This window comes from Gemmatimonadaceae bacterium (assembly GCA_020851035.1).
Lineage (GTDB): Bacteria > Gemmatimonadota > Gemmatimonadetes > Gemmatimonadales > Gemmatimonadaceae > JACMLX01.
Map to the genome: position 1 here is coordinate 48,216 of JADZDM010000002.1, position 20,328 is coordinate 68,543.

18 protein-coding genes are annotated in these 20,328 nt (G+C 70.0%); 9 read left to right on the plus strand and 9 right to left on the minus strand.

Features of this window, described 5'->3' with window-relative positions; genetic code table 11:
- Positions 1-215: 215 nt before the first annotated feature.
- From IT355_01130 to IT355_01155, 6 genes are all read right to left on the minus strand, one after another.
- Positions 216-698 carry a hypothetical protein gene (locus IT355_01130; protein ID MCC7051836.1) on the minus strand — a complete coding sequence of 161 codons (483 nt, stop codon included), beginning with the start codon at positions 696-698 and terminating at the stop codon, positions 216-218.
- Positions 698-1,309, minus strand: coding sequence for a HupE/UreJ family protein (locus IT355_01135; protein MCC7051837.1), 612 nt, complete (start codon positions 1,307-1,309; stop codon positions 698-700). The genes IT355_01130 and IT355_01135 overlap by 1 nt, the downstream gene beginning before the upstream one ends.
- Positions 1,306-2,535, minus strand: coding sequence for a hypothetical protein (locus IT355_01140; protein MCC7051838.1), 1,230 nt, complete (start codon positions 2,533-2,535; stop codon positions 1,306-1,308). The genes IT355_01135 and IT355_01140 overlap by 4 nt, the downstream gene beginning before the upstream one ends.
- Positions 2,535-3,086, minus strand: a complete 552-nt coding sequence (locus IT355_01145; GenBank protein ID MCC7051839.1) for a DUF4331 family protein — start codon at positions 3,084-3,086, stop codon at positions 2,535-2,537. The genes IT355_01140 and IT355_01145 overlap by 1 nt, the downstream gene beginning before the upstream one ends.
- A gap of 44 nt (positions 3,087-3,130) precedes the next feature.
- A complete protein-coding gene (locus IT355_01150; GenBank protein MCC7051840.1) occupies positions 3,131-3,853 on the minus strand; it encodes a DUF4331 family protein in 723 nt (240 codons plus the stop codon).
- Positions 3,854-4,216: 363 nt separating this feature from the next.
- Positions 4,217-4,408, minus strand: coding sequence for a hypothetical protein (locus IT355_01155; GenBank protein ID MCC7051841.1), 192 nt, complete (start codon positions 4,406-4,408; stop codon positions 4,217-4,219).
- On the opposite strand from IT355_01155, the gene IT355_01160 reads away from it, so the two are divergent.
- Positions 4,407-6,734, plus strand: coding sequence for a DNA/RNA non-specific endonuclease (locus IT355_01160; protein ID MCC7051842.1), 2,328 nt, complete (start codon positions 4,407-4,409; stop codon positions 6,732-6,734). The genes IT355_01155 and IT355_01160 overlap by 2 nt on opposite strands.
- The gene (locus tag IT355_01165) at positions 6,731-7,432 is read left to right on the plus strand and encodes a PEP-CTERM sorting domain-containing protein (protein ID MCC7051843.1); all 702 of its coding nucleotides are present in this window, start codon (positions 6,731-6,733) and stop codon (positions 7,430-7,432) included. The genes IT355_01160 and IT355_01165 overlap by 4 nt, the downstream gene beginning before the upstream one ends.
- 392 nt (positions 7,433-7,824) lie before the next feature.
- On the opposite strand, the gene IT355_01170 is transcribed toward IT355_01165, so the two are convergent.
- Entirely contained in the window at positions 7,825-8,673 is an 849-nt protein-coding gene (locus IT355_01170) for a fumarylacetoacetate hydrolase family protein (protein MCC7051844.1), read from the minus strand.
- 164 nt (positions 8,674-8,837) lie between these two features.
- Between IT355_01170 and IT355_01175 the strand changes: the two genes are divergently transcribed.
- The gene (locus IT355_01175; GenBank protein MCC7051845.1) at positions 8,838-10,094 is read left to right on the plus strand and encodes an amidohydrolase family protein; all 1,257 of its coding nucleotides are present in this window, start codon (positions 8,838-8,840) and stop codon (positions 10,092-10,094) included.
- Positions 10,095-10,098: 4 nt separating this feature from the next.
- Here IT355_01175 and IT355_01180 read toward each other — a convergent pair whose 3' ends face one another.
- Complete coding sequence (locus IT355_01180; protein ID MCC7051846.1) at positions 10,099-10,548, minus strand: DUF1801 domain-containing protein; 450 nt, start codon at positions 10,546-10,548, stop codon at positions 10,099-10,101.
- Between the two features lie 57 nt (positions 10,549-10,605).
- Between IT355_01180 and IT355_01185 the strand changes: the two genes are divergently transcribed.
- On the plus strand, positions 10,606-11,313 hold the full coding sequence (locus IT355_01185; GenBank protein ID MCC7051847.1) for a pseudouridine synthase: 708 nt from the start codon (positions 10,606-10,608) through the stop codon (positions 11,311-11,313).
- Here IT355_01185 and IT355_01190 read toward each other — a convergent pair whose 3' ends face one another.
- A complete protein-coding gene (locus IT355_01190; protein MCC7051848.1) occupies positions 11,314-12,510 on the minus strand; it encodes a methyltransferase in 1,197 nt (398 codons plus the stop codon). It abuts the gene before it with no gap.
- Positions 12,511-12,663: 153 nt separating this feature from the next.
- On the opposite strand from IT355_01190, the gene IT355_01195 reads away from it, so the two are divergent.
- The 5 genes from IT355_01195 (at position 12,664) to IT355_01215 (ending at position 20,130) form a co-directional block, all read left to right on the plus strand.
- Complete coding sequence (locus tag IT355_01195; protein ID MCC7051849.1) at positions 12,664-13,815, plus strand: TonB-dependent receptor; 1,152 nt, start codon at positions 12,664-12,666, stop codon at positions 13,813-13,815.
- Positions 13,816-13,999: 184 nt separating this feature from the next.
- Positions 14,000-14,161, plus strand: coding sequence for a hypothetical protein (locus IT355_01200; protein MCC7051850.1), 162 nt, complete (start codon positions 14,000-14,002; stop codon positions 14,159-14,161).
- Positions 14,162-15,165: 1,004 nt separating this feature from the next.
- The gene (locus IT355_01205) at positions 15,166-17,172 is read left to right on the plus strand and encodes a hypothetical protein (protein ID MCC7051851.1); all 2,007 of its coding nucleotides are present in this window, start codon (positions 15,166-15,168) and stop codon (positions 17,170-17,172) included.
- A gap of 98 nt (positions 17,173-17,270) precedes the next feature.
- Positions 17,271-17,903 carry a YigZ family protein gene (locus IT355_01210; protein ID MCC7051852.1) on the plus strand — a complete coding sequence of 211 codons (633 nt, stop codon included), beginning with the start codon at positions 17,271-17,273 and terminating at the stop codon, positions 17,901-17,903.
- 40 nt (positions 17,904-17,943) lie between these two features.
- Positions 17,944-20,130, plus strand: a complete 2,187-nt coding sequence (locus IT355_01215) for a prolyl oligopeptidase family serine peptidase (GenBank protein ID MCC7051853.1) — start codon at positions 17,944-17,946, stop codon at positions 20,128-20,130.
- Positions 20,131-20,328 lie beyond the last annotated feature (198 nt).

A 20,328-nucleotide genomic window follows, 5' to 3' on the forward strand; every position in this document is an offset into this window, starting at 1 on the left:
ACTCAGGAATTCGGTGACAGTGCACTCTGGAAATTCGGTGACAGTGCACTCAGAGATTCGGTGCAGTGCACTGTCACCGGATTTTCAGTGCACTGTCACCAGATTTTCGTGGATTTTCAGTGCACTGTCACCAGATTTTCGTGTCACCGGATTTTCGACAGTGCGCTGTCACCGAATATTCCCACCGAATATTCTGTCACCGAATCGCTCCGGAGCTAGGGCAACGGCGCCGGCCGGCTGCTGCCGGTGAACAGCAGCGTCCGGCGTGACCGACCGCTGGCGACCTGCACGATGTTCACCTGGTCGGCATGCAGCTCCGTGAGCATCTGGTTCCGGATCACCAGCGGGAGTGCAGCCGGACGCTCGATTCGGAAGCAGAGCCAGTACAGCTCCGCGGCCCGTCGCATGCCGCACGGCTGCAGCACCACGGGCGCGCCGCCCATCGTCACGGAGAACCGGGCGCGTACGTAGCGGACGACATCCGGCACCGGTGCCGAGCTGTCGCGTGGCGCCGCGCGACCGGCATGGCGCGCCACCGACACCGCGAAGTCGTCGGCGAAGGCGCGGATGCGAAGGGTCACGCCCCCGTCATCGACGGTCCACTCGGTCAGCGTGGTGTGGATGGCATGCGCACCGGCGGGCTGCGCTGCCACCAGCGCCAGCGCCGCCAGCAGCACGCCACGTCGCAGCGGCGGCATCACGCCGGATACCGCGCGACGGCCCACGCGGTCGCGACCACCGTGACCAGCGCCGAGACGCCGACCACGCGCAGCTGGAACGCGTCGGGCAGTCCCCGTCCTGCCGCCGGCACGTGCGCCAGCAGGCGATCGGCCGCCGCAAAGCCCACGGCAGCCACCGCGAGCACCACCACCTGCCCTGCCTCGATGCCGAGGTTGAATCCGAGGAGCGGAACCGCAAGGTGATCCATGAAGAGGCCCTGCAGGTACCCGGCGAACCCGGCGCCATGCACGATGCCGAACAGTCCCGCGAACAGCGGTCGGTGGCGCGCCGACCGTCCGCTGGCGGCCCGCTCCCGCAGGATGAGGTTCTCGACGCCCGTGGCCACGATCGTGACCGGGATCAGGAACTCCACCACGCCTGACGGCAGCACCAGCGCACCGGTGACGGCCAGCAGCAGCGAGATCGAGTGCCCGACGGTGAAGGCGCTGATCACCCACAGTGCCGCGCGCCAGTCAGGCACCCGGTAGATGGCGGCCAGCACCAGCAGGAACAGGATGTGATCGGCGGCGTCCCAGGCGACGATGTGCCGGAAGCCGAGCTCCAGGAACGCCAGCCACTCGGAGATCACTCCCCTGCCCCCGCGACCGGTGCGCGCAGGCCGATGGCAGCGGCGTGGCGCGCCAGGAGGGGATCGCGCGTGTGCAGCCGCAGCGCATGACCCATAGCGACCTTCGCCTCGGCGGACCGGCCGGCCTTGTGCAACGCCCATGCATAGACATCCCAGCCGTAGATGTCGCGGCGCTGGCGCAGCTCTTCGGCGGCCTTCGTGAGCACCAGCGGCACCTGCCGTCCCTGATCCAGCAGATGCAGGCTCCACGCGCGATGATACGCACCAGGCTGTGACGACACGGCCGTCTCCAGCGCGATCCCGTATTCCTCGGCACGCGCACTGTCACCGAGCGCGGCGAACGCGCTGCTCACGAGGCCGAGCGTGCCCGGGTCGAGCTGCAATCCCACCGCCGCCTCGCCCCACTCGATCACGCCGCGCGGGTCGCCGGCTGCATCCGCCAGCCGGGCCATCGCGCCGAGCAGCCGCGGATCACCAGGCTCGATGGCGAGTCCCGAGCGATACGCGGCCCCGGCTGCGGTCCGTCGGTCGCTGCGCAGCTCGAGATCACCGAGCCTGAGGTTGAACCAGGCCTGCGTCTCGCGCGAGATGTCCCGGCGGCTGACGGCATCGTCACGGGCCGCGGTGAGGAGCTGGCGTGCCTGGGTGACATGCCCGTGCAGCTCGAGCCAGCGTGCCAGGCGCGCGGCGATCGTGAGCGTGCCACGGTGCGGCCACAGCGCGCCGAAGAGGGTGTCGGCCTGCGTGTCGTCGCCGAGTTCCATCGCCACCTCGGCGAGCGTCGCACGGTACTCCGGCACCTCCGGATCGTGGCGCACCAGGTCGCGGGCCACCTCGCGGGCCTCGGTGAACCGGTGCTGCGCGAGCAGGATGCCGGTGAGCGTCGAGGCCGTGGAGGCGTTGCGAAAGGTGCGGCGTGCCAGCGACGCACGCGCGAACGCCTCGGCGCGCACGATATCGTCCCAGCCGCCGCCCTCGCGGGACCGTTGCAGGTGGAGCGCGGCGAGCTGGCCGAGCACCAGCGCGCTGCCGGTATCCGCGGCCAGCGCCTGGTGCCAGACCGCGATCTGCCGGTCACGGCTGGAGCGTTCGGCGAATCCCGCATCCGCCACGGGCGCAGCGATGCCCGCTGCGCGCGTGGCGTGTGCTGCGCGCACGAGCACCGTCCCGCCCCCTGCCGCGGCAAGGACGGACACGATGACGAGACGCAGCGTGCGGGCCCGCATCAGCGCGCCGCCTCGAGGTAGGGGAAGGCCGTGCCGTAGGTGCGCGTGCTGGTGCTGATGTTGTCAGAGGTGAGGCCGGTGACGACCGCTGCCGACGGATCGAGCAGCCTGCCGAAGACGGCGGTGAGGCCCGCATCGACCACGTCGTCCTGGAGCTTGCGGCCACCATAGCCGCTGGCCAGCGCCCAACTCAACCAGCCCGCGGTGGCACCGTCACGGTTCGGGTAGACCAGCAGCACATCCGGGACCAGCACCGCAGCGAGGGTGTTGGCGATCGTGGGGCCGCGGTTGAACGCATTGGTGAACCCCTTGATCTTGTCGCCGAATCCGTTGGCGACGTCGGTGGCCGGCGCAGTGCTGTTGTGGAGTCCGTGATCCCGCTTCGCGAAGAAGACCTCGCTGACGAGGGGATTGCCGAGGCGCTCCACCTGGTTGTAGGTGCGCGTGACGTCGGGTGAGGTGGACCCACCGTCGTTGTCGTCGGAGCAGGCGGCGACGGTGAGCAGCAGGAGGGCTGCGGCGGAGAGGCGTGCGAAAAGGCGAGTCGACATGGTGGAGGTCCCGGTGCGGGGTGGTGTCGCGAGCGGCGTGGTCATCAGCGGCTGATGGTGGCCCAGAGACCGAACTTCGCGTCGGCGGCGGTGCTGGACTGCAGGGCGGACTTCGGCAGCTCGATCGCGATGGCGAGGGTGTTGAACGGCTTCAGGAAGTCCACGCCGGGCGTGCGGAAGGCGGTGGCGGGGGGACCGCTCTGCACCGACAGCGGGCCGGTGGACGGCCGGCGATCGGGGATGATGCTGAAGAACTGTTCGAGGTCGATCACGAAGGGATCCGCGCGCACACCGGCGAACGCCTGCAGGCCAGTGGATGCGCCGGCCGTGCCGCCCACGGTGCCGGTGACGACGGGCCCGGTGGTCGCGAGCATCGTCTTCGTGCCGGCCATCGGCGGGGCGACGGGGCCGCGCACGGTGTAGCGCTGGCTGGCGCCGGTGCCGCGGTCGAAGGTGACCTGGAACACCAGGTCCTCGATGGCGTCGCCGGTGTTGTCGACCTTCAACTGATAGAGGAGGTTGGGGTCGAATGACGCATCGGTGCCGGCAATCGGGCTCGAGGTGGTGAGCACGAGCGCAATGCGCTCCGGCGTCGCGCCGGGGAAGGCATAGACATCGTTGATGTCCATGCGTGGATTCAGTTCGACCTCAGGCGTGTCCTGGTGGTCGGAGGCCTGCACGTTGCGGGCGATGGTCAGCGCGACGGCGCCGGCCGCGAGCACGAGCGCGGCGCGCAGCGGGCGACGGGCGAGGAACCTGTGTGACATGTGTTGCTCCCTGAGCGGGTGATCGACGGGTGTGGGCGCGGCCGCAGCGGTGTGGGGCGACCGGATCGGCACGGACGGCCGTCTGGGGCAGCTACGACGCCTGCCGACGATCGGATCTCACGGGTTCCGACCTGGCCAGCCGCATCCGCCTGCGGCATCCGCCGGGCGCGGCCGTGACGTCGCTCCGACGACACGCGCAAGCTGTCGCGTCGCCGCGACAGGGCCGGCCGTGCACGGGTGCAACACTCGCACGCAGCGTGTCGCGCCATTCGTTGCAGGATTGTCACGCACGCGCCCGGCGCAGTCCGTACTTTTCGCGACGCGGATCACCGGCCGGCGCGCGCCGGCCTGCGCCGTCACCCCTCACCCAGGCACCACCATGCGATTTCCCACCCGCTGCCGGTCGCTGCTGACCGGCGCGCTCGCCGCCGCGCTGCTGACGGCGTGCGGTGGCACCACCACCGACGCTCCATCCGCCCCGAGCCCGCTGCCGGCGTCACCGAGTGCCGCCGTGGCCAGCGGCAGCGCGACCACGCTCGTGATCTCGGAGATCATGGCTGATCCGACGACGATCTCGGATGCCAACGGCGAGTGGTTCGAGCTGCACAATCCTGGCGCCACCGCCGTCAGTCTCACCGGCTTCCAGGTGGTGTCGAACAACGATCCGCTCGTCGTGACGATCACCGGCGACGTGAGCATCCCCGCGGGCGGGTACGTGGTGCTCGCCAAGAACACGAACAACGCGGTGAACGGCGGGCTGAACGCCGTGTTCGGACTCGGCGCGATGAACCTGGCGAACAACCTGAACGACTGGCTGCTGGTGCGGGATGCCGGCGGTGCGACGGTGGACAGCGTGGCCTGGGGTGCCGCGCCGCCGGCGGCGGCGTCACGGGCCAAGCGTGCGATGGTGATCGACTGCAGCCCGATGAACGATGCGCGGGCGTGGGGAAATGCCACCACGGTCTACGCCTCCGGCAACCGCGGCACACCGAACGCAGCGAACGACGTGTCGGGCTACACCGGCGTCGATCTCTGCGGCGGTGGCGGCGTGCCGGGCGGTCCGGTGGCCAGTGTCGCGGTCACGCCGAACCCGTCCACCGTCGCCATCGGGGCAACGCGCGCCTTCACCGGCACGGCGAAGGATGCCGCCGGCGTGACCGTCACGACGACGTTCACCTGGGCGAGCAGCGATCCCGCGGTCGCCTCCATCGACGCCGCGAGCGGCGTGGCGACGGGGCTCCGCGCCGGCACGACGACGATCACGGCGACCGCGGCGAACGGCGTGAGCGGGACCAGCGTGCTCACCGTGGCGGCCGCGGGTGAGATCGCGACGGTCACGGTCGGCGCGGCCACGATCCCCGTCGGGTTCCAGACGCAGGTGTTCGGCACGGCGCGCGACGGCACGGGCGCGACGGTGCTCACCACGTTCACCTGGTCGGTCGACCCGGCGGACGCGGCGCGGCTCTCGGTCGATGCGAACGGCGTGATCACCGGCCTCGCGGCCGGCACCGCACGCGTGATCGCGACGGCCCCCAACGGCGTCAGCGGCGGGGCCACGGTCACCATCGACGTACCGGTGGTCGCAGACCCGGCGATCTACGGCAACAACACCGAGTTCGGCACGCCCACCGACGCCAGCGGCGCCGACGACTTCCTCATCCGGCGCGCGCAGTCCACGGTGAGCTACAACCGGAACAACGGCGGCCCGAACTGGGTGTCGTACAACCTGGACAACGGCCAGTTCGGTGCCGAGGACCGCTGCAACTGCTTCACCAACGACCCGGCCGTGATCGCCGCCGGCTTCCCGGTGATCAAGACCTCCGACTACACCAACGGCGGCTTCGATCGTGGCCACATGATGCGCTCGGCGGACCGCACGGTCACCAACTTCGAGAACGCGACCACGTTCTACCTGTCGAACGTCGTGCCGCAGCAGGCCGACCTGAACCAGGGCGTGTGGGCGACGCAGGAAATTTTCATCGCCGACCTCGCACGCGTCAGCAACAAGGAGCTCTACATCATCACCGGCCCCGCCTTCACCGGGCCGGCGCGCTACATCAAGGACGAGGGCAAGATCCGCATCCCCGACTTCACCTGGAAGATCGTGGTCGCGATGGACCGCGGGAAGGGCGTGGCTGACGTGCGGAACTGGGACGACGTCGCCGCAATGCAGGTGATCGTTGTGAACATGCCGAACATCGCCGGCATCCGGACCGCGAACTGGCGCGACTACCAGGTGACGGTGGACAGCCTCGAGCGCCTCACGGGGTACGACTTCCTCTCGGCGCTCCCGGACAACTTCGAGGCCGCCATCGAGGCCGGAGATCGCCCGCCAGTCGCGAACATCAGCGGGCCGACCAGCGGCGTCGAGGGTGAGGTGCTGGCGTTCAACGGGCTCAGCTCCACCGATCCCGATGCCGGCGACGTGCTCACCTACCGCTGGACGTTCAGCGACGGCACCACCGCCACCGGTGCCAGCGTATCGAAGGTCTTCGGTGACAACGGCAGCGTGACCGCGCGGCTCACGGTGACCGACCGGATGGGATACGAGGCCTCCTCGGTGCAGACAGTGAGCATCTCGAATGCCGCCCCGGTGGCGACCTTCGGATCGACCACCGGCACCACCGTGGCCGTGAACGCGGGCTGGCTCTCGCAGCTCCGCTTCACCGACGCCGGCCTGCGTGACGGGCCGTGGCGTGTCCGCTACGACTGGGGCGACGGCACGGCGTTCAACGCGACCCTCACCACGCCGCCTGCCACCACCCCGCTGCAGCGCGGCAAGATGTGGACGAAGGCCGGCACCTACACCGTGCTCGTCACGGTGACCGACAAGGATGGCGGCATCGCCACCCGTACCCAGACCGTGACGGTGACCCCATGATGCAGGCAGCCCCTTCCCTCCTCCGCCGCACGCTCGGTCTCGCGGCCACCGCATGCACCCTCGCGCTGCCACTCGGCGCGCAGGGCAGCATCGGCGCGGCGCTCACCACCAGCGTCGGGCCACTGACCCGCGACCCAGCGGGCTTCCAGTCGTTCGGGCAGTCGTTCACGGCGCCGACGTTCGCATCACGACTGACGTCGTTCAGCCTCTCGTTCTCCAGCTTCTTCAACGGCGGCGCCCTCACGTTCGACGCCTACGTCTACGGCTTCAGCACCGCGACGCAGAGCATCACCGGCCCGGCGCTCTGGAGCCAGCTCGATGTGGCGGGCTCGGCGAACGAATTCGACTTCGACACGCGCACCTTCAACACCGGCGACCTGCAGCTCGGCTCGGGCGGGACGTACCTCTTCCTGATCACCACGTCGAACCAGGGCGCGGTGCCGATGGACGCGGCGAACCTCGTCGGCGCGAACGACACCGACGACTACAGCGGCGGCGCGTTCTGGATCGCCGGCAATGGCGACGATGCCGGCGCGCTGGCGTCGCCGGGCGCATTCATGTCGGTGGCCGGGATCACCGACGCGGCGTTTGCCGCCACGCTCGTCACCCCCGAGCCGGCGAGCATCGTGCTCATGGGCACGGGGCTGCTGGTGCTCGGCGCCGTCAGCCGCCGCCGTTCAAGGGGACGGAGATCTTGAACTGAAAATCGGTGACAGTGCACACATTTCCCACGTCATGGAATACGTGCACTGGAAAATCGGTGACAGTGCACACATTTCCCAGGGAAAATCGGTGACAGTGCACACATTTCCCATGTCGTGGAATTCATGCACTGTCACCGGTTTTCGTGGAATTCATGCACTGTCACCGGTTTGCCACCTGGTGCTCGGCGCCGTCAGCCGCCGCCGTTCAAGGGGACGGAGATCTTGAACTGAAAATCGGTGACAGTGCACACATTTCCCATGTCGTGGAATGCGTGCACTGTCACCGATTTTCGCACCGATTAGCGTGGAATTCGTGCACTGTCACCGATTTGCAGGTGCACTGTCACCGAATTGCGCACCGAATTGCGGGTGTCACCGATTCGCGGTCAGGCGGGCCGCAGCACCTGCCGCTGGGTGCCGAGGCCCTCGACACTCAGTTCGACCACGTCGCCGGCCGAGAGAAACCGGGGCGGCTTCGCGGCCATCCCGACCCCCGCCGGTGTGCCGGTGGCGACCAGGTCGCCCGCCTCGAGCGTCATGAACTGCGACAGGTAGTGCACCACCACGAACGGATCGAAGATCATCTGCGCCGTGGTGCCGGACTGCCGCCGCTCCCCGTTCACGTCACAGGTCAACGCGAGGGCTCGCGCGTCGGGAACCTCGTCCGGCGTGGCGAGCCAGGGACCAGTCGGGGCGAAGGTGTCGCACGACTTGCCCTTCGTCCACTGCCCGCCGCGCTCCACCTGGAACTCCCGCTCCGACACGTCGTGCACGATGCACCAGCCGGCGATGTGGGCCGGCGCATCGGCGGGTGACGCGAGGTAGCGCACGTCACGCCCGATCACGATGCCGAGTTCCACCTCGTAGTCGGTCTTCACCGACAGGCGCGGGATCAGCACGTCGTCGTACGGTCCCACCACGCAATTCGACGCCTTCAGGAAGATGATCGGCTCCCGCGGCTCCTTCGCGCCGATCTCGCTCGCGTGGTCGCGGTAGTTCAACCCGATGCAGACCACCTTGCCGGGCCGGGGGATGCACGCCGCCCAGCGCGCGTCGGCTGGCACCTCCGGCAGCGCCGCGCCGGCTGCGATGGCGTCACGCAGCCGGCCGGGCCCGTCCTCGCGAAAGAACTGCGGCGTGAAGTCGGCGATGAGCGCCGAGCAATCGCGGCGGACGCCGTCGACGAGCACGCCGGGCCGTTCGGCGCCGGGCGCGCCCCATCGGATGAGTCGCATGATGGGCGAGTGAGGGGACGGGAGCGAAGTGGTGCGGCGCACAGTATCCGCCCAGCGGGGGCACGTAAAGCGCGGTGGCCGGGACTTGGCGCAGGCCGGTGCGTGGTGGAAGTTCCTGCTGCTGGTGCACCGTGCCGCCGGCGCGACCCTCCCCGGAGCCATGCATGCCGTCTCGATCCGCCCGCATCACCCTCGTCGTTGCGGCACTCGCCAGCGGCGTGGCCACTGTCGCCGCCACCGCCGGCGCCCAGTCGGCTCCCGCGCGCCGCCTCGTCCTGCTCCACGCGAACGTCATCGACGGCACGGGCACGGCACCCCTGCGCGATGCCACGATCGTGATCTCGGGCGGTCGCATCGCCAGCATCGGGAGTGCGCCCGTCAGTGTCGCGGGCGCCGCCGACACGATCGACATCGGCGGGCGCTGGGTCGTGCCCGGGCTCATCGATGCGCACACGCACATCGCGACCACCGCCGGGATGAAGCGCGCGCTCGAATCGGGCGTCACCACCGTGCGGAGCGCGAACACCCCGCACTTCGAGGACGTGGGGCTGCGCGCCCTGGTGCGGCAGGGCGCGATCGCCGGGCCGGAGATGCTGGCGGCCGGGGTGTTCGTCACCCCGGACCTGGGGGAGACCATCCTCGCCGACCCGCGGCTGGCCTCATTCGCCGGCGGCGTGACGACGCCGGCGCAGCTGGCCGCGCTGGTGAACATCGACATCGACCGCGGCGCCGACTGGATCAAGACACGCGCCACCGAGCGCGCCGGCCTCGCCGACCAGGATCCGCGGAAGCAGGTCTACACCGTCGCGCAGCTCACCGCCATCGTCGATGCGGCACGTGCGCGCGGCGTCGGTGTCCTGGTCCATGCGCACGGCGACGAGGGGGCACGGGCCGCGGTCCTCGCCGGCGCACGCACGATCGAGCACGGCACCTACCTGAGCGACTCGACGCTCCGCCTGATGAAGGCGCGCGGCACCTGCTTCACGCCCACCTACACGACCCTCGTGGACCTGTCGGAGCCCGGTGGCGACTACGACAGCGCGCCACTCGCCCTGCGCGGCACGCACATGATCCCGCGCGCGGCCGAGGCCATCCGGATGGCACATGCGATGGGGGTGCCCGTGATCACCGGCGTCGACACCGAGTACGGCCCGCAGAGCACCTCGCGCGTGTCGCTCGAGGTCGCACACTTCGCATCATTGGGCATGACGCCGATGGAGGCGATCCGCGCCGCCACCGCCGTTGCCGCCCGGTGCCTGGGCATCGACACGCGCGTCGGGACGCTGCGGGTGGGGATGGAGGCCGACCTGGCGGTGTTCGAGCGCAATCCGCTCGACGACATCCGCGCGCTGCAGGATGCGGTGATCGTGATCGCCGACGGCCGTGTCGCGCTGAAGCGGATCCCGTTCGGCCTGCCGTGACCCGTCACTTCACCGGGTGCGCCTTCTCCATGAGCCGGATCAGCTCCGGAACCGGCGTCGCCGCCACGATCTGCCCGACCACGTCGAGCGGGATGTCCTCGAGGCGCTTGAAGCGCAGGCAGCTCTTCCCCATGTCGAGGCGCTTGCCCCGCGCGGCATACCAGTCCTGCAGCTGGCCGAGCAGTGCCGGGTTGCCGTAGACGTTCATGAGGTAGATCGCGTAGTTGTTCTTCTGCGCGGCCAGCGCCACGTATGTCAGCGGCTGCTTGTTGTACGTCACCGGATAGGTGCTGAGCGGCACTTCATAGGACAGCATCCCCCAGTTCATGGTCTCCACGTATCCCTTCGGCAGGTGCTTCCGGATCATCGCACGGACCTTGGCGATGACCTTGGCGCGCTCGGGCGGCAGGCTCGCGAGGTATGCAGCCGGCGTCGTTTCCTTGCTCGAGACCATTGACACTCCTGTCACGGGGGCTTGGGAGACCGCTCGGCCCCTACGATCAGTCGCGGCATGTCGCTGATCAAGTACCTGTCGCGCCTGGGCTACGGCTCCCGTCGCGAGGTGACATCGCTGGTGGCGGCGCGTCGGGCGACCGACCTGACCGGGGCCGTGCTCCGCGACGACAGTGCGTGGAGCCATGCCGGCGTGCTGGTGGATGGCGTGCCACTCGACCCGCCACCGGGGTCGCTGGTCCTGCTGCACAAGCCGGTGGGGTACACCTGCTCGTCCAGTGACCTGCCGCCGCTGGTGTACGACCTCCTGCCACCCCGATTCCGGGAGCGCACTCCCGTGCTCGCGCCCGTCGGCCGACTCGACCGTGAGACGAGCGGGCTGCTGCTGCTGACGGACGATGGTGCGCTGAACCATCGCCTGGCGTCGCCGAAGCGGCACGTGCCGCGCACCTACCGCGCCGCGCTGGCGGAGGACGTGGGCGAGGATGTGCCGGCGCGGTTCGCGAGCGGAACGCTGCGGCTCAAGGGTGAGGAGCAGCCGTTGCGTCCGGCGGTGCTGACGCGGCTCGGGCCGCGCGAGGTGGAGGTCACGCTGACGGAGGGACGGTATCACCAGGTTCGCCGCATGTTCGCGGCCACGGGCAACCACGTCATCACGCTGCACCGCACCGCGATCGGTGGGCTGCGGCTCGGGGCGTTGCCGGTCGGCCAGTGGCGGCTCGTCACCACCGACGAGCGCGCGTTGCTCACGGGCACACCCGCCTGACTACCGCGTGGCCGCCAGCACCTTGAACCGCGGCCCATCGTGCACGGTGCGCAGGTTCCCGAAGCGCTCCAGCACGAGGCGCTCGTAGGGCAGCGTGCGGTTGGCGACGAGTTCCAACCGCCCCCCCGGCTTCAGCACCGCCCACGCGTCACGGATGAACTGCGCCGGCACGTCGAGGTCCGTGGCCTTGCCGACGTGAAAGGGCGGGTTGGTGACCACGAGGTCGAAGCGGCGGTCGAGCACGGCGCCCGCCACGTCACTCCCGAGCGCTTCGCACCGCGTGACGCCCTGCGCCGCGATCGTATGCCGCACGCAGCGCACGGCTTCGAGGTCGGCATCCACGAGGGTCACGCGACCCGTCTGTGACAGGTGCGCGGCGAGCAGGCCCAGCACCCCGATGCCGCAGCCGAGATCGAGCACGTCGTCGCCGGGACGCACCGACATCGCGTCGGCCAGGATCGAGGTGGCCTCGTCGAGGTGTTCCCACGAGAACACGCCGGGTCGCGACGCGACGGACATCGGGATGCCGCGGAGGGTGATGGTGAGCTCCCGGAACCGGTCGCGATCGAGCCAGTCGCCCGCGAGCACGAGCGGATCCGCGGGTGCGGCCGCGCGCTTCACTGCCGACACCACACGATTGCCGCTGTCGGTGGCGAGCACGGTGCAGTTGCCGAACACCTTCTCCAGCAGCGTGGCCGCCGACTTGATCCCTTCGTTGGTGGCACCGGACAGGGTGCAGCTGCCACCGGGACGCAGGAGGAAGAAGGCGTCGCGCAGCAGCTCGAGCAACGCCGCCTTCTCGGTGGGGATCCGGATCGCCACGACGTCTGCGACCAGTCCGGCCGGGAGCGGGGCGCCGCCCTGCCCCGCGCGCACCTGTACCGTCGCTGCGCCGTTGAGTTCGACACTCCGTATGGCGGCCTCGACCGAGATGGCGTTCCGGTCGGTGAGCCAGACCTCCGACGCCCCGTGGCCAAGGGCAGCCGAAATACCGAAGAGTCCGCTTCCGCACTGCATCTGCACCACCACCGAACCCACCGGCACCCTGACGCGCTCCGCCAGGAGACGGGCAGCCGGGTCGTCGGAACCATGTCCGAGGAGTCCTGGCTTCGTGGCCAGCGACCAGGTCCTCGGGCCGACGGCCACGGACCGGGTGCGCCAGGTGTGGTAGCCGTCGGCGATGGGAGTTGAACGCATCAATGGCTGGGACGTTGCGAAGACGGCGGCGAGCCCGTGCAGGATAACGCAGACGGGCCAGTGCAAGCTCTCAGGGACGGTGCGGAATGAATTCCCGTTGCCACCGGTCCGCCCGATGGGCAGTTTCGATTTGCATCTCCACCCTCCGTCCTGATGCTCTTGCGCCGTCCCGGCACGCCGCGTTTCCGCCTGAGCTCGCTCATGCTGCCGTGGGCCGTGCTCGCGGCGTGTGCGCTGGAGCCTGCACCGGGGCGTGCCTCGCTGCAGGCCCAGGAGATTCGCGGACTGGCCAAGCTGGATTCGCGCGGCGATGCGGTCTGGGGAGCGAATGTCACGCTGATGGACTCGCTCGGTCGCGAGACGGCGGCCACCCGGACCAACCGGCGAGGGGAGTTCGTCGTGAAGGCGCCGGCGGCAGGGACGTACTGGCTCCAGCTCTCGGCGCGCACGGTGGGGCGGAACGCCTCGCCGGTGTTCGTGCTCGACAGCGGCATGACGCTCAACTACGAGCACGTGTTCCGCCAGTCGCTTTCGGCGCGGGTGCGGGGCGAGGACTTCAGCGCCCAGTCGGTGCTGACCGGCCCCTTCCTCGACAGCACGTCTGGCCGCATCACGCGGGGCGTGAGCACCACGCCGGTGCGCCAGGTACGCGTGACGGTGCTCGACGCACGGAACGAGGCGCCGATCGCGCGGGCCGAGGTGGCGCTGGTGGCGATCGATCCGCGCTTCTCGCAGGTCGTGGGGGGCGGCACCGACACGAACGGCACCGGCGGCTGGCGCGACGTGCAGCAGACCTGGTACCGCGTGGTGGCGCGGCGCATCGGCTTCGAGCCCGGGGGCACGCTCTCGTTCCCGATCGTCGGCGAGGCCGACAGCGTCGACGTCGTGCTCCGCCTGCAGATGGTGACCGTGCTCGACCCGATCACCGTGATGGAGCAGCGGATCACGGCGTTCGGCTTCAACCTCGACCTGATGAGCCGCTTCTACCTCGGCGGCATGGACCTGCTGGAGCGGAATCCCTCGGCGCGGAGCGTGGACGACCTCATCACGTCGCTGCGCATCCCGGGACTGAGCATCGCCACCGGCGACATGACGTCGGTGCTGCGCTACCGCGGCCAGCGGGTGCGGGTGTTCATCCTCGACGGCACGCGCACCTCGGGTGAGCTGCCGCTGGTCGAGCCGGGCGCGGTGGAATCGCTGATGTTCGTGCCACCGCAGGAGGCGGGTGCGATCTTCGGCCCCGATGCCAGCGGCGGGGTGCTGATCATCAACACCCGCGCCAGCCGGCAGCCCGGCCGGCGCTGAGGGAAAGGCTGGTAGACACTGGCACTTCGTGAAGGCGCGGACACATGTCGCGCGCATGCTGCAGCGCGCCGCCAGAGCGGCCGAGACATGGGCGCCTGGCGCCGTCCGCGACGCGATTGTCACATGACGGTGCGCTCACCACCCGCAGCACTTGAACCGGAACGGGGCGGTCACACAGACAACGATGCTCGAGCATGGAAGTCCGCAACGGGACGGTACGCTGGGCTGGCTGCTCCTCGCACGCTTCCCGGTGGCTCTGGCCCTCGCGTCGTGGCACGACACGTGGGCTGCGTCGGTCGCCATCGGCGGCCCGTCGGCATCGGCACATGCCGGCTCACACGAGTGATGCCGGGGGCGATGATCACACGCTTCGTGGTCGCCACCGCGTTCATGACCTTTTCGGCACTCCTCATTCACCAGTCTTACGGGATGATCGAGCTGCACTTCCACATCTTCACCTGACTGACGGTCCTCGTCACCGATCGTGACTGGCGCGCGCCGATCGTGGCGGCGGTGGTGGTCGCCGTGCACCGCGTGTTGTTCATGTTCATCCGGAATGTGGGGGCGCCGGTGCATGCCTTTCCCGCCGGCCGCCGCACGCAGCTCTGGCTGGTGGCTGTGCATGCCGGGTTCGTGGTGATGGAAACCGGTGTGCCGGTGTGGATGATCCTCGCACTCGCCCGCGAGGTGGGTGACGCGGAGGGGGTGTCGCAGATCGCCACGGCGCCCCGCCGTCGCGCGCCGCGCCGCACTTCCGGCTTCCGGCGAGTGCCTGCGCGGGGCGCATTCATCACTCAGATGTTTGCATTCAAGCGAACTGGATCATTGGTCGATTCTCATGGCATACCCCGCCGGCGGCTGAGGATTTCGGCCGCGGGTGCCCGTGCCAGGCCCCGAGAAGGAAGCCCTCCGATGCCCACTGCGAGTCATTCGCGTGCACGTCACCGCCCCGCACTGAGCCTCCCCATCCTCACCGTGCTGGTCGCCCGTGCCCCGGTGCCCCGGTGCCCCGACCGGGGCTCGACCCGCTCGTCAAGCCACAAGGCGTGGCCCGGCCGCGCCTGCAGTACCTGAACGGCTGCCTGACGCTTGGCCTGACCGAAAACCTGCAGCTCGATGCCCGGGCCGGACCGGTCTGCGGATGGTCGGCGGTGCAGACGTCTTCCTTGGCGTCGGCGTGTCACGCCGCTGGTGAAGCCGACCCGCACGCGTCCCAGAGGTTGGACCACCCTAAAGATTGTCCGACCCACCGTCGAACCTCACCTGAATGACCGCGATCCGCGCCACCGGCACCGCCGCGTCCACTGTGACTTACCGCCTCCTGCCAGAGACTTCCGCATGATGTCGAAGATGACCCTCCGCGCCAAGCTTCTCCTCATCGCCTTCCTCGGTGCCACCGGCACCGTCCTCGTGGGAGCGGCAGCGATCTGGATCCTTTCGCAGAGCACCAGCGGGAACGGCACGCTGGCGGTGGCCAACACGGCGCAACGCGCGCAGATGGACGCCGACATGATGCACGATGCGATCCGCGCTGACGTCTACCTCGCGCAACTCGCCGCCGCGGAGCAGGATTCCGTCCGGCTGCGCAGCGCACAGCGGCTCCTGGGTGAGCACGAGACGCGCATCACCGCGCGCCTGAACGAGATCCGCGCGCTCGCGACCAACGCGGAGACGAGACAGCGCGTCGAGGCAGCCATCCCGGTCGTGGCGGCGTACGTTGCCGCAGCGACTCGCGCCGCAGACGCCTCGACGGCCACGCGCGCGACGGCGCTCCAGGACTTCGACGCTGGATTCGGGAAGCTGGCCACTGAGCTCGAACGGCTCGGCAACGGCATCCAGGGCGAGTCGACGGCCGCATTCGCGCAAATGCACTCGGCACGCAACATCGTGCTCGTCGCAATGCTGATCACCGTCATGCTGTCGCTGTTCGCCTCGATCCTGATCGAGCGGCGCATCAGCCGGGACCTGCACCAGCTCGTCGAGCGGGCGCAGCAGCTGCGCAACAACTGCATCACGCAGCTGCGGCATGGCCTCGAGTGCATGGCGAAGGGTGACCTCACGCAGCGTGTCACGCCCAGCACGAAGCCGCTGGCCGTGCTGGCGGACGACCAGGTGGGGGCCATGACCGCCACCGTCAACGACATCATCGGCCTGACGCAGGCGATGGTCGCGGCCTACGACTCGGCGCGCGGCAACGTGCAGCAGCTGGTCGGTGAGACGGAGCACCTGACGGCCGCAGCCCGCGATGGCCGGCTGTCCGAGCGCGGTGACGTCGAGAAGTTCCACGGCAGCTACCAGGCGCTCGTCCGCGGCATCAACAGCACGCTCGACGCCGTCGTGGCGCCCATCACCGAGACCTCCGCCGCGCTGGAGCTGCTGGCCCGGCGTGACCTCACGGCGCGCGTGTCCGGCAACTACCGCGGCGACCATGCCGTGATCCAGCAGGCCTTCAACACCGCGATGGAGAGCCTCTCGGACGCCATGGCCGGCGTGACGCAGACGGCCGGCGGCGTGGCGGCGAGCGCGGCACAGATCGACGGCGGCGCGCAGGAACTGGCACAGTCGGCCTCTGACCAGGCCGCGGCGCTCGAGGAGGTCTCCGCCAGCGCCCGCGAGCTCTCGGCGATGACCAAGCGCAACGCCGAAAGTGCGGCGGAAGGGCGGCAGCTGGCCGAGGGCGCCCACCAGAGCACCAGTGCCGGCGCCGGCGAGGCCCGCCGCCTGGCCGAGGCGATGCAGCGCATGAAGGTCAGCGCCGAGTCCACCGCACGCATCGTCCGCACGATCGACGACATCGCCTTCCAGACCAACCTGCTCGCGCTCAATGCCGCCGTGGAGGCGGCACGCGCCGGCGACAGCGGCCGCGGCTTCGCCGTGGTGGCCGACGAGGTGCGCAACCTCGCGCTGCGGTCCGCCGAGGCGGCACGCACGACCGCCGACCTGATCGAGGAGAGTGTGCGCAGCACCGAGCTCGGTGTGACCCTGAACGAGCGCGTGCTCGCACAGCTCGGCGAAATCGAGTCACGCGTGAGCCGCGTCGGGCAGGTGGTGAGCGAGATCTCCGCCGCCAGCGACGAGCAGGCCCGCGGGGTGCAGCTGATCGACGGCGCGCTGGAGGAGATGGCGCGGCGCACGCAGGCGGTGGCCGCGAGCGCTGACGAGAGCAAGTCGGCATCGACCGGGCTCACGGAGCAGAGCCGCGCGATGCACGCGCTGGTGGCGAGCTTCGTGGTGGAGCAGCAGGGTGCCGGCTCATCGAGCGAGCGCACCGCGCCGACGTCGCGCGTGACGGTGGGGAGTGGCCGGCCGGCGCATGGCGTGCGCCCGCGGCGCCTGGTCCCGGTGATGCGCGGCTAGCCGGCGCGCCGGGTGTCGCGTGCTGGCCGTCTCACGACGCGCCAGCGGAGGTACCCGTATTCGCCGCACGCACCGGGGGTGGCATATTGCCGCCACCCATGGCTGACCCGCAGCGCTACCCGATTCCCGCCCAGCGCGTCCGCACCGAGGACGTGGTCGACCGCAGCCGCTTCATCTGCACGCTCGCTGCCGCCGACTCGCCCGAGGCGGCACACGCCCTGGTTCGTGACGTCTCGGCCGAGTTCCCGGACGCCACCCACCACTGCTGGGCGTTCGTCGCCGGCGCACCCGGGAGCACGGGCCGGATCGGGATGAGCGACGACGGCGAGCCGCATGGCACCGCTGGGCGCCCGATGCTGACCGTGCTGCTGCATTCCGGCATCGGGGAGGTGGCCGCCGTGGTCACGCGCTACTACGGTGGCACCAAGCTTGGCACCGGCGGCCTCGCCCGGGCCTACTCGGGCGCCGTCCAGTCGGCGCTCGCCGCACTCACCACCCGCGAAAAGGTGGCGTACGCCCCCGTCTCGCTCACGGTCTCGTATGCCCACTTCTCGGCAGTCCAGCACCTCATGCCGGCCTTCGAGGCGGAGGTCACGGGTGAGGTGTTCGCCGAGGAGGTGACGCTCCACCTGCGAGTCCCGGTGGAGCTGGCCACGGCCCTGCGCGCCGCGATCGGCAATACCACGCACGGACAGGCGCACTTCTTCGACGAGGGCGAACCCGCGGCCTGACGTGGCTGCGCCAGCCCCCGAGACGCGGTTGATTCCCACCATGCCGATGCCCCTCCGACGCCTCGCCGGTACCCTCGCGGCACTGGCGGCAACCGTGTTCGCCCCCGCCGCTGCCGCCCAGCCGGCATCCCCGCCGCTCACGATCGAGCGCATCACCACCGGTCGATCGCTCATCGGCACGACCCCGGCGGCGCCGGTGTGGTCCCCCACGTCCGCACAGCTCGCCTTCCTCTGGAACGACCAGGGCCAGCCGCAGCGCACGCTCTGGATCGTCGCGCGCGGTGGCGGATCGCCGCGACGCCTGCTCCCCGACTCGCTCGACGGCCCGGTCACCGACTTCGCGTGGATGCCCGACGGTTCCGCGATCGTGTTCGTCCGGGGAGGTGACCTGTACCGGGCTGCGCCGGACGGCGGCACCGTCAGCCGGCTCACCGCAGGCGGTGGCGACAAGTCCGACGTGCGGATCGCCCCCGATGGACGCCAGGTGGCGTGGCTGTCCGACGGCGACGTGTTCGTGATGTCCTTTGCGACGGCGCGCGCCACGCGCCTCACCTCGCTGGCCGTACGCCCCCTCGGCACGGTGCCGCTGGGCACGTACTTCCGCGCCGACGTCGAGATCGGCAGCGCGACGTGGGGCGGCGATGCCCCGTCCTTCGCCTGGTCTCCCGACTCCCGCACGATCGCCGTGCACTACGTGGACCGTCGCGGCGTGCCGGTGCTCGGCATTCCGTACTACCTGGGCAAGGCCCCGCTGGTGAACCAGGTGCGGCGGAGCGCGCCCGGTGACGCGAACGAGGTGCGCAAGGTCGGGCTGCTCGACGTGTCCTCGGCCACCCTGCGGTTCATCGAGCTGCCCGACTCCAGCGCCACGCGCATCGTCAACGTCGCCTGGTCACCCACCGGTGCCCTGCTCATCGACCGCGAGAGCGACGATGCGGTCGACCGGGCGCTGTACGTGGTGCCGGCGGGCTCCACGACGCCGCGGCGCATCTGGCACGACCACCGGGACACACGCATCTACAACGACGTGGCATCGGCGTGGAGCGGCGACGGCCGCACGGTGCTGATGACCGGTGACCTCGACGACCGCTACCGCATCTACCGCCTCGTGCCGGGCGACACGATGCCGCGTGCGCTCACCACAGGCCCGTACGACGTGGCCGGCGCCGCCATCGCGAACCGCGCCACGCGCTCGATGTTCTGGCTGAGCACGGAGCCGCTGCCCTCGGAGCGCCATCTCTGGCGGATGCCGGAAGGCGGCGGGCGGCGGGAGCGCGTGACCACGATGGCCGGCGTGCACCTGCCGTTCGTCTCACCCGACGGCCGCACGGTCGCGCTGCTGACGTCGAACGACACCACGCCGTCGGAGCTCTACCTGCTGGACGTGAAGCCCGGCGCCACGGAGACACGCGTCACCCGATCCCAGGCGCCCGGGTTCGCGCAGGTGCGCTGGCAGCCGGCGCGCTACGTGACCTTCCGCAGCCGCACCGACACGCCACCGCTGCACGCGCGCATCATCCTGCCGCCGAACCTCGACTCCACGCGGAAATACCCGGTGCTCTTCGGCCCGGTGTACTCCAACACCGTGCGCAACCGGTGGGCGGGCACCTATGGCACCCTGCAGCAGTACCTCGCGATCGAGAAGGGCTACATCGTCGTGCAGGTGGACGTGCGGGGCAGCACGGGGTATGGCCGCGACTTCCGCGAGAAGTTCCTGATGGACTGGGGCGGGCAGGACCTGGAGGACCTGGAGAGCGCCGTGGAGTACATGAAGTCCCTCCCCTTCGTCGATCCGTCACGCCTCGGCATCTGGGGCAGCAGCTACGGCGGCACCCTCACCGTGTACTCGTTGCTGCGGAAGCCGGGCCTCTTCCAGGCCGGCGTGGCCGGCGCCCCGGCCACCGATCCGCACCTCTTCGGCAGCGACGACGTCGCCATCGCCCGCCGACCGCAATCGCATCCGCGGACCTTCACCCGGGGCGCGCTGCAGTACGCCGGCAACCTGCGCGATCACCTGCTGATCATCCACGGCATGCAGGACGACGTCGTTCCCTTCGCGACCTCGGTGGCGCTGGCCGAGGAGTTCATGCGGCTGGGGAAGGACGTCGACTTCGCCTTCGCCCCCGCCGCCACGCATGGCTGGACCCAGCGGCCGTACTACGCGCGGTTCCTGCTGCAGAAGCTCGTCGATCACTTCGACCGGTACCTCGGTCCGGGGGCTCGCTGAGTCCTGCCGAACTGCGAACCGCTTCAGCGCAAAGGCGCAGAGCGCGCGAAGGACGCGAAGTGGTTGCACCGCCCGGCGACGATCGGCTCGCGCGACAAGGATCGTATCGAGGGGGAACTGCACTGGCGGTTGCAGTTCCCCTCAATTCGTTCGGCTCTCGTGCAGGCCGAGCATCGCCGACTGCGCAGGGCCGTCGTT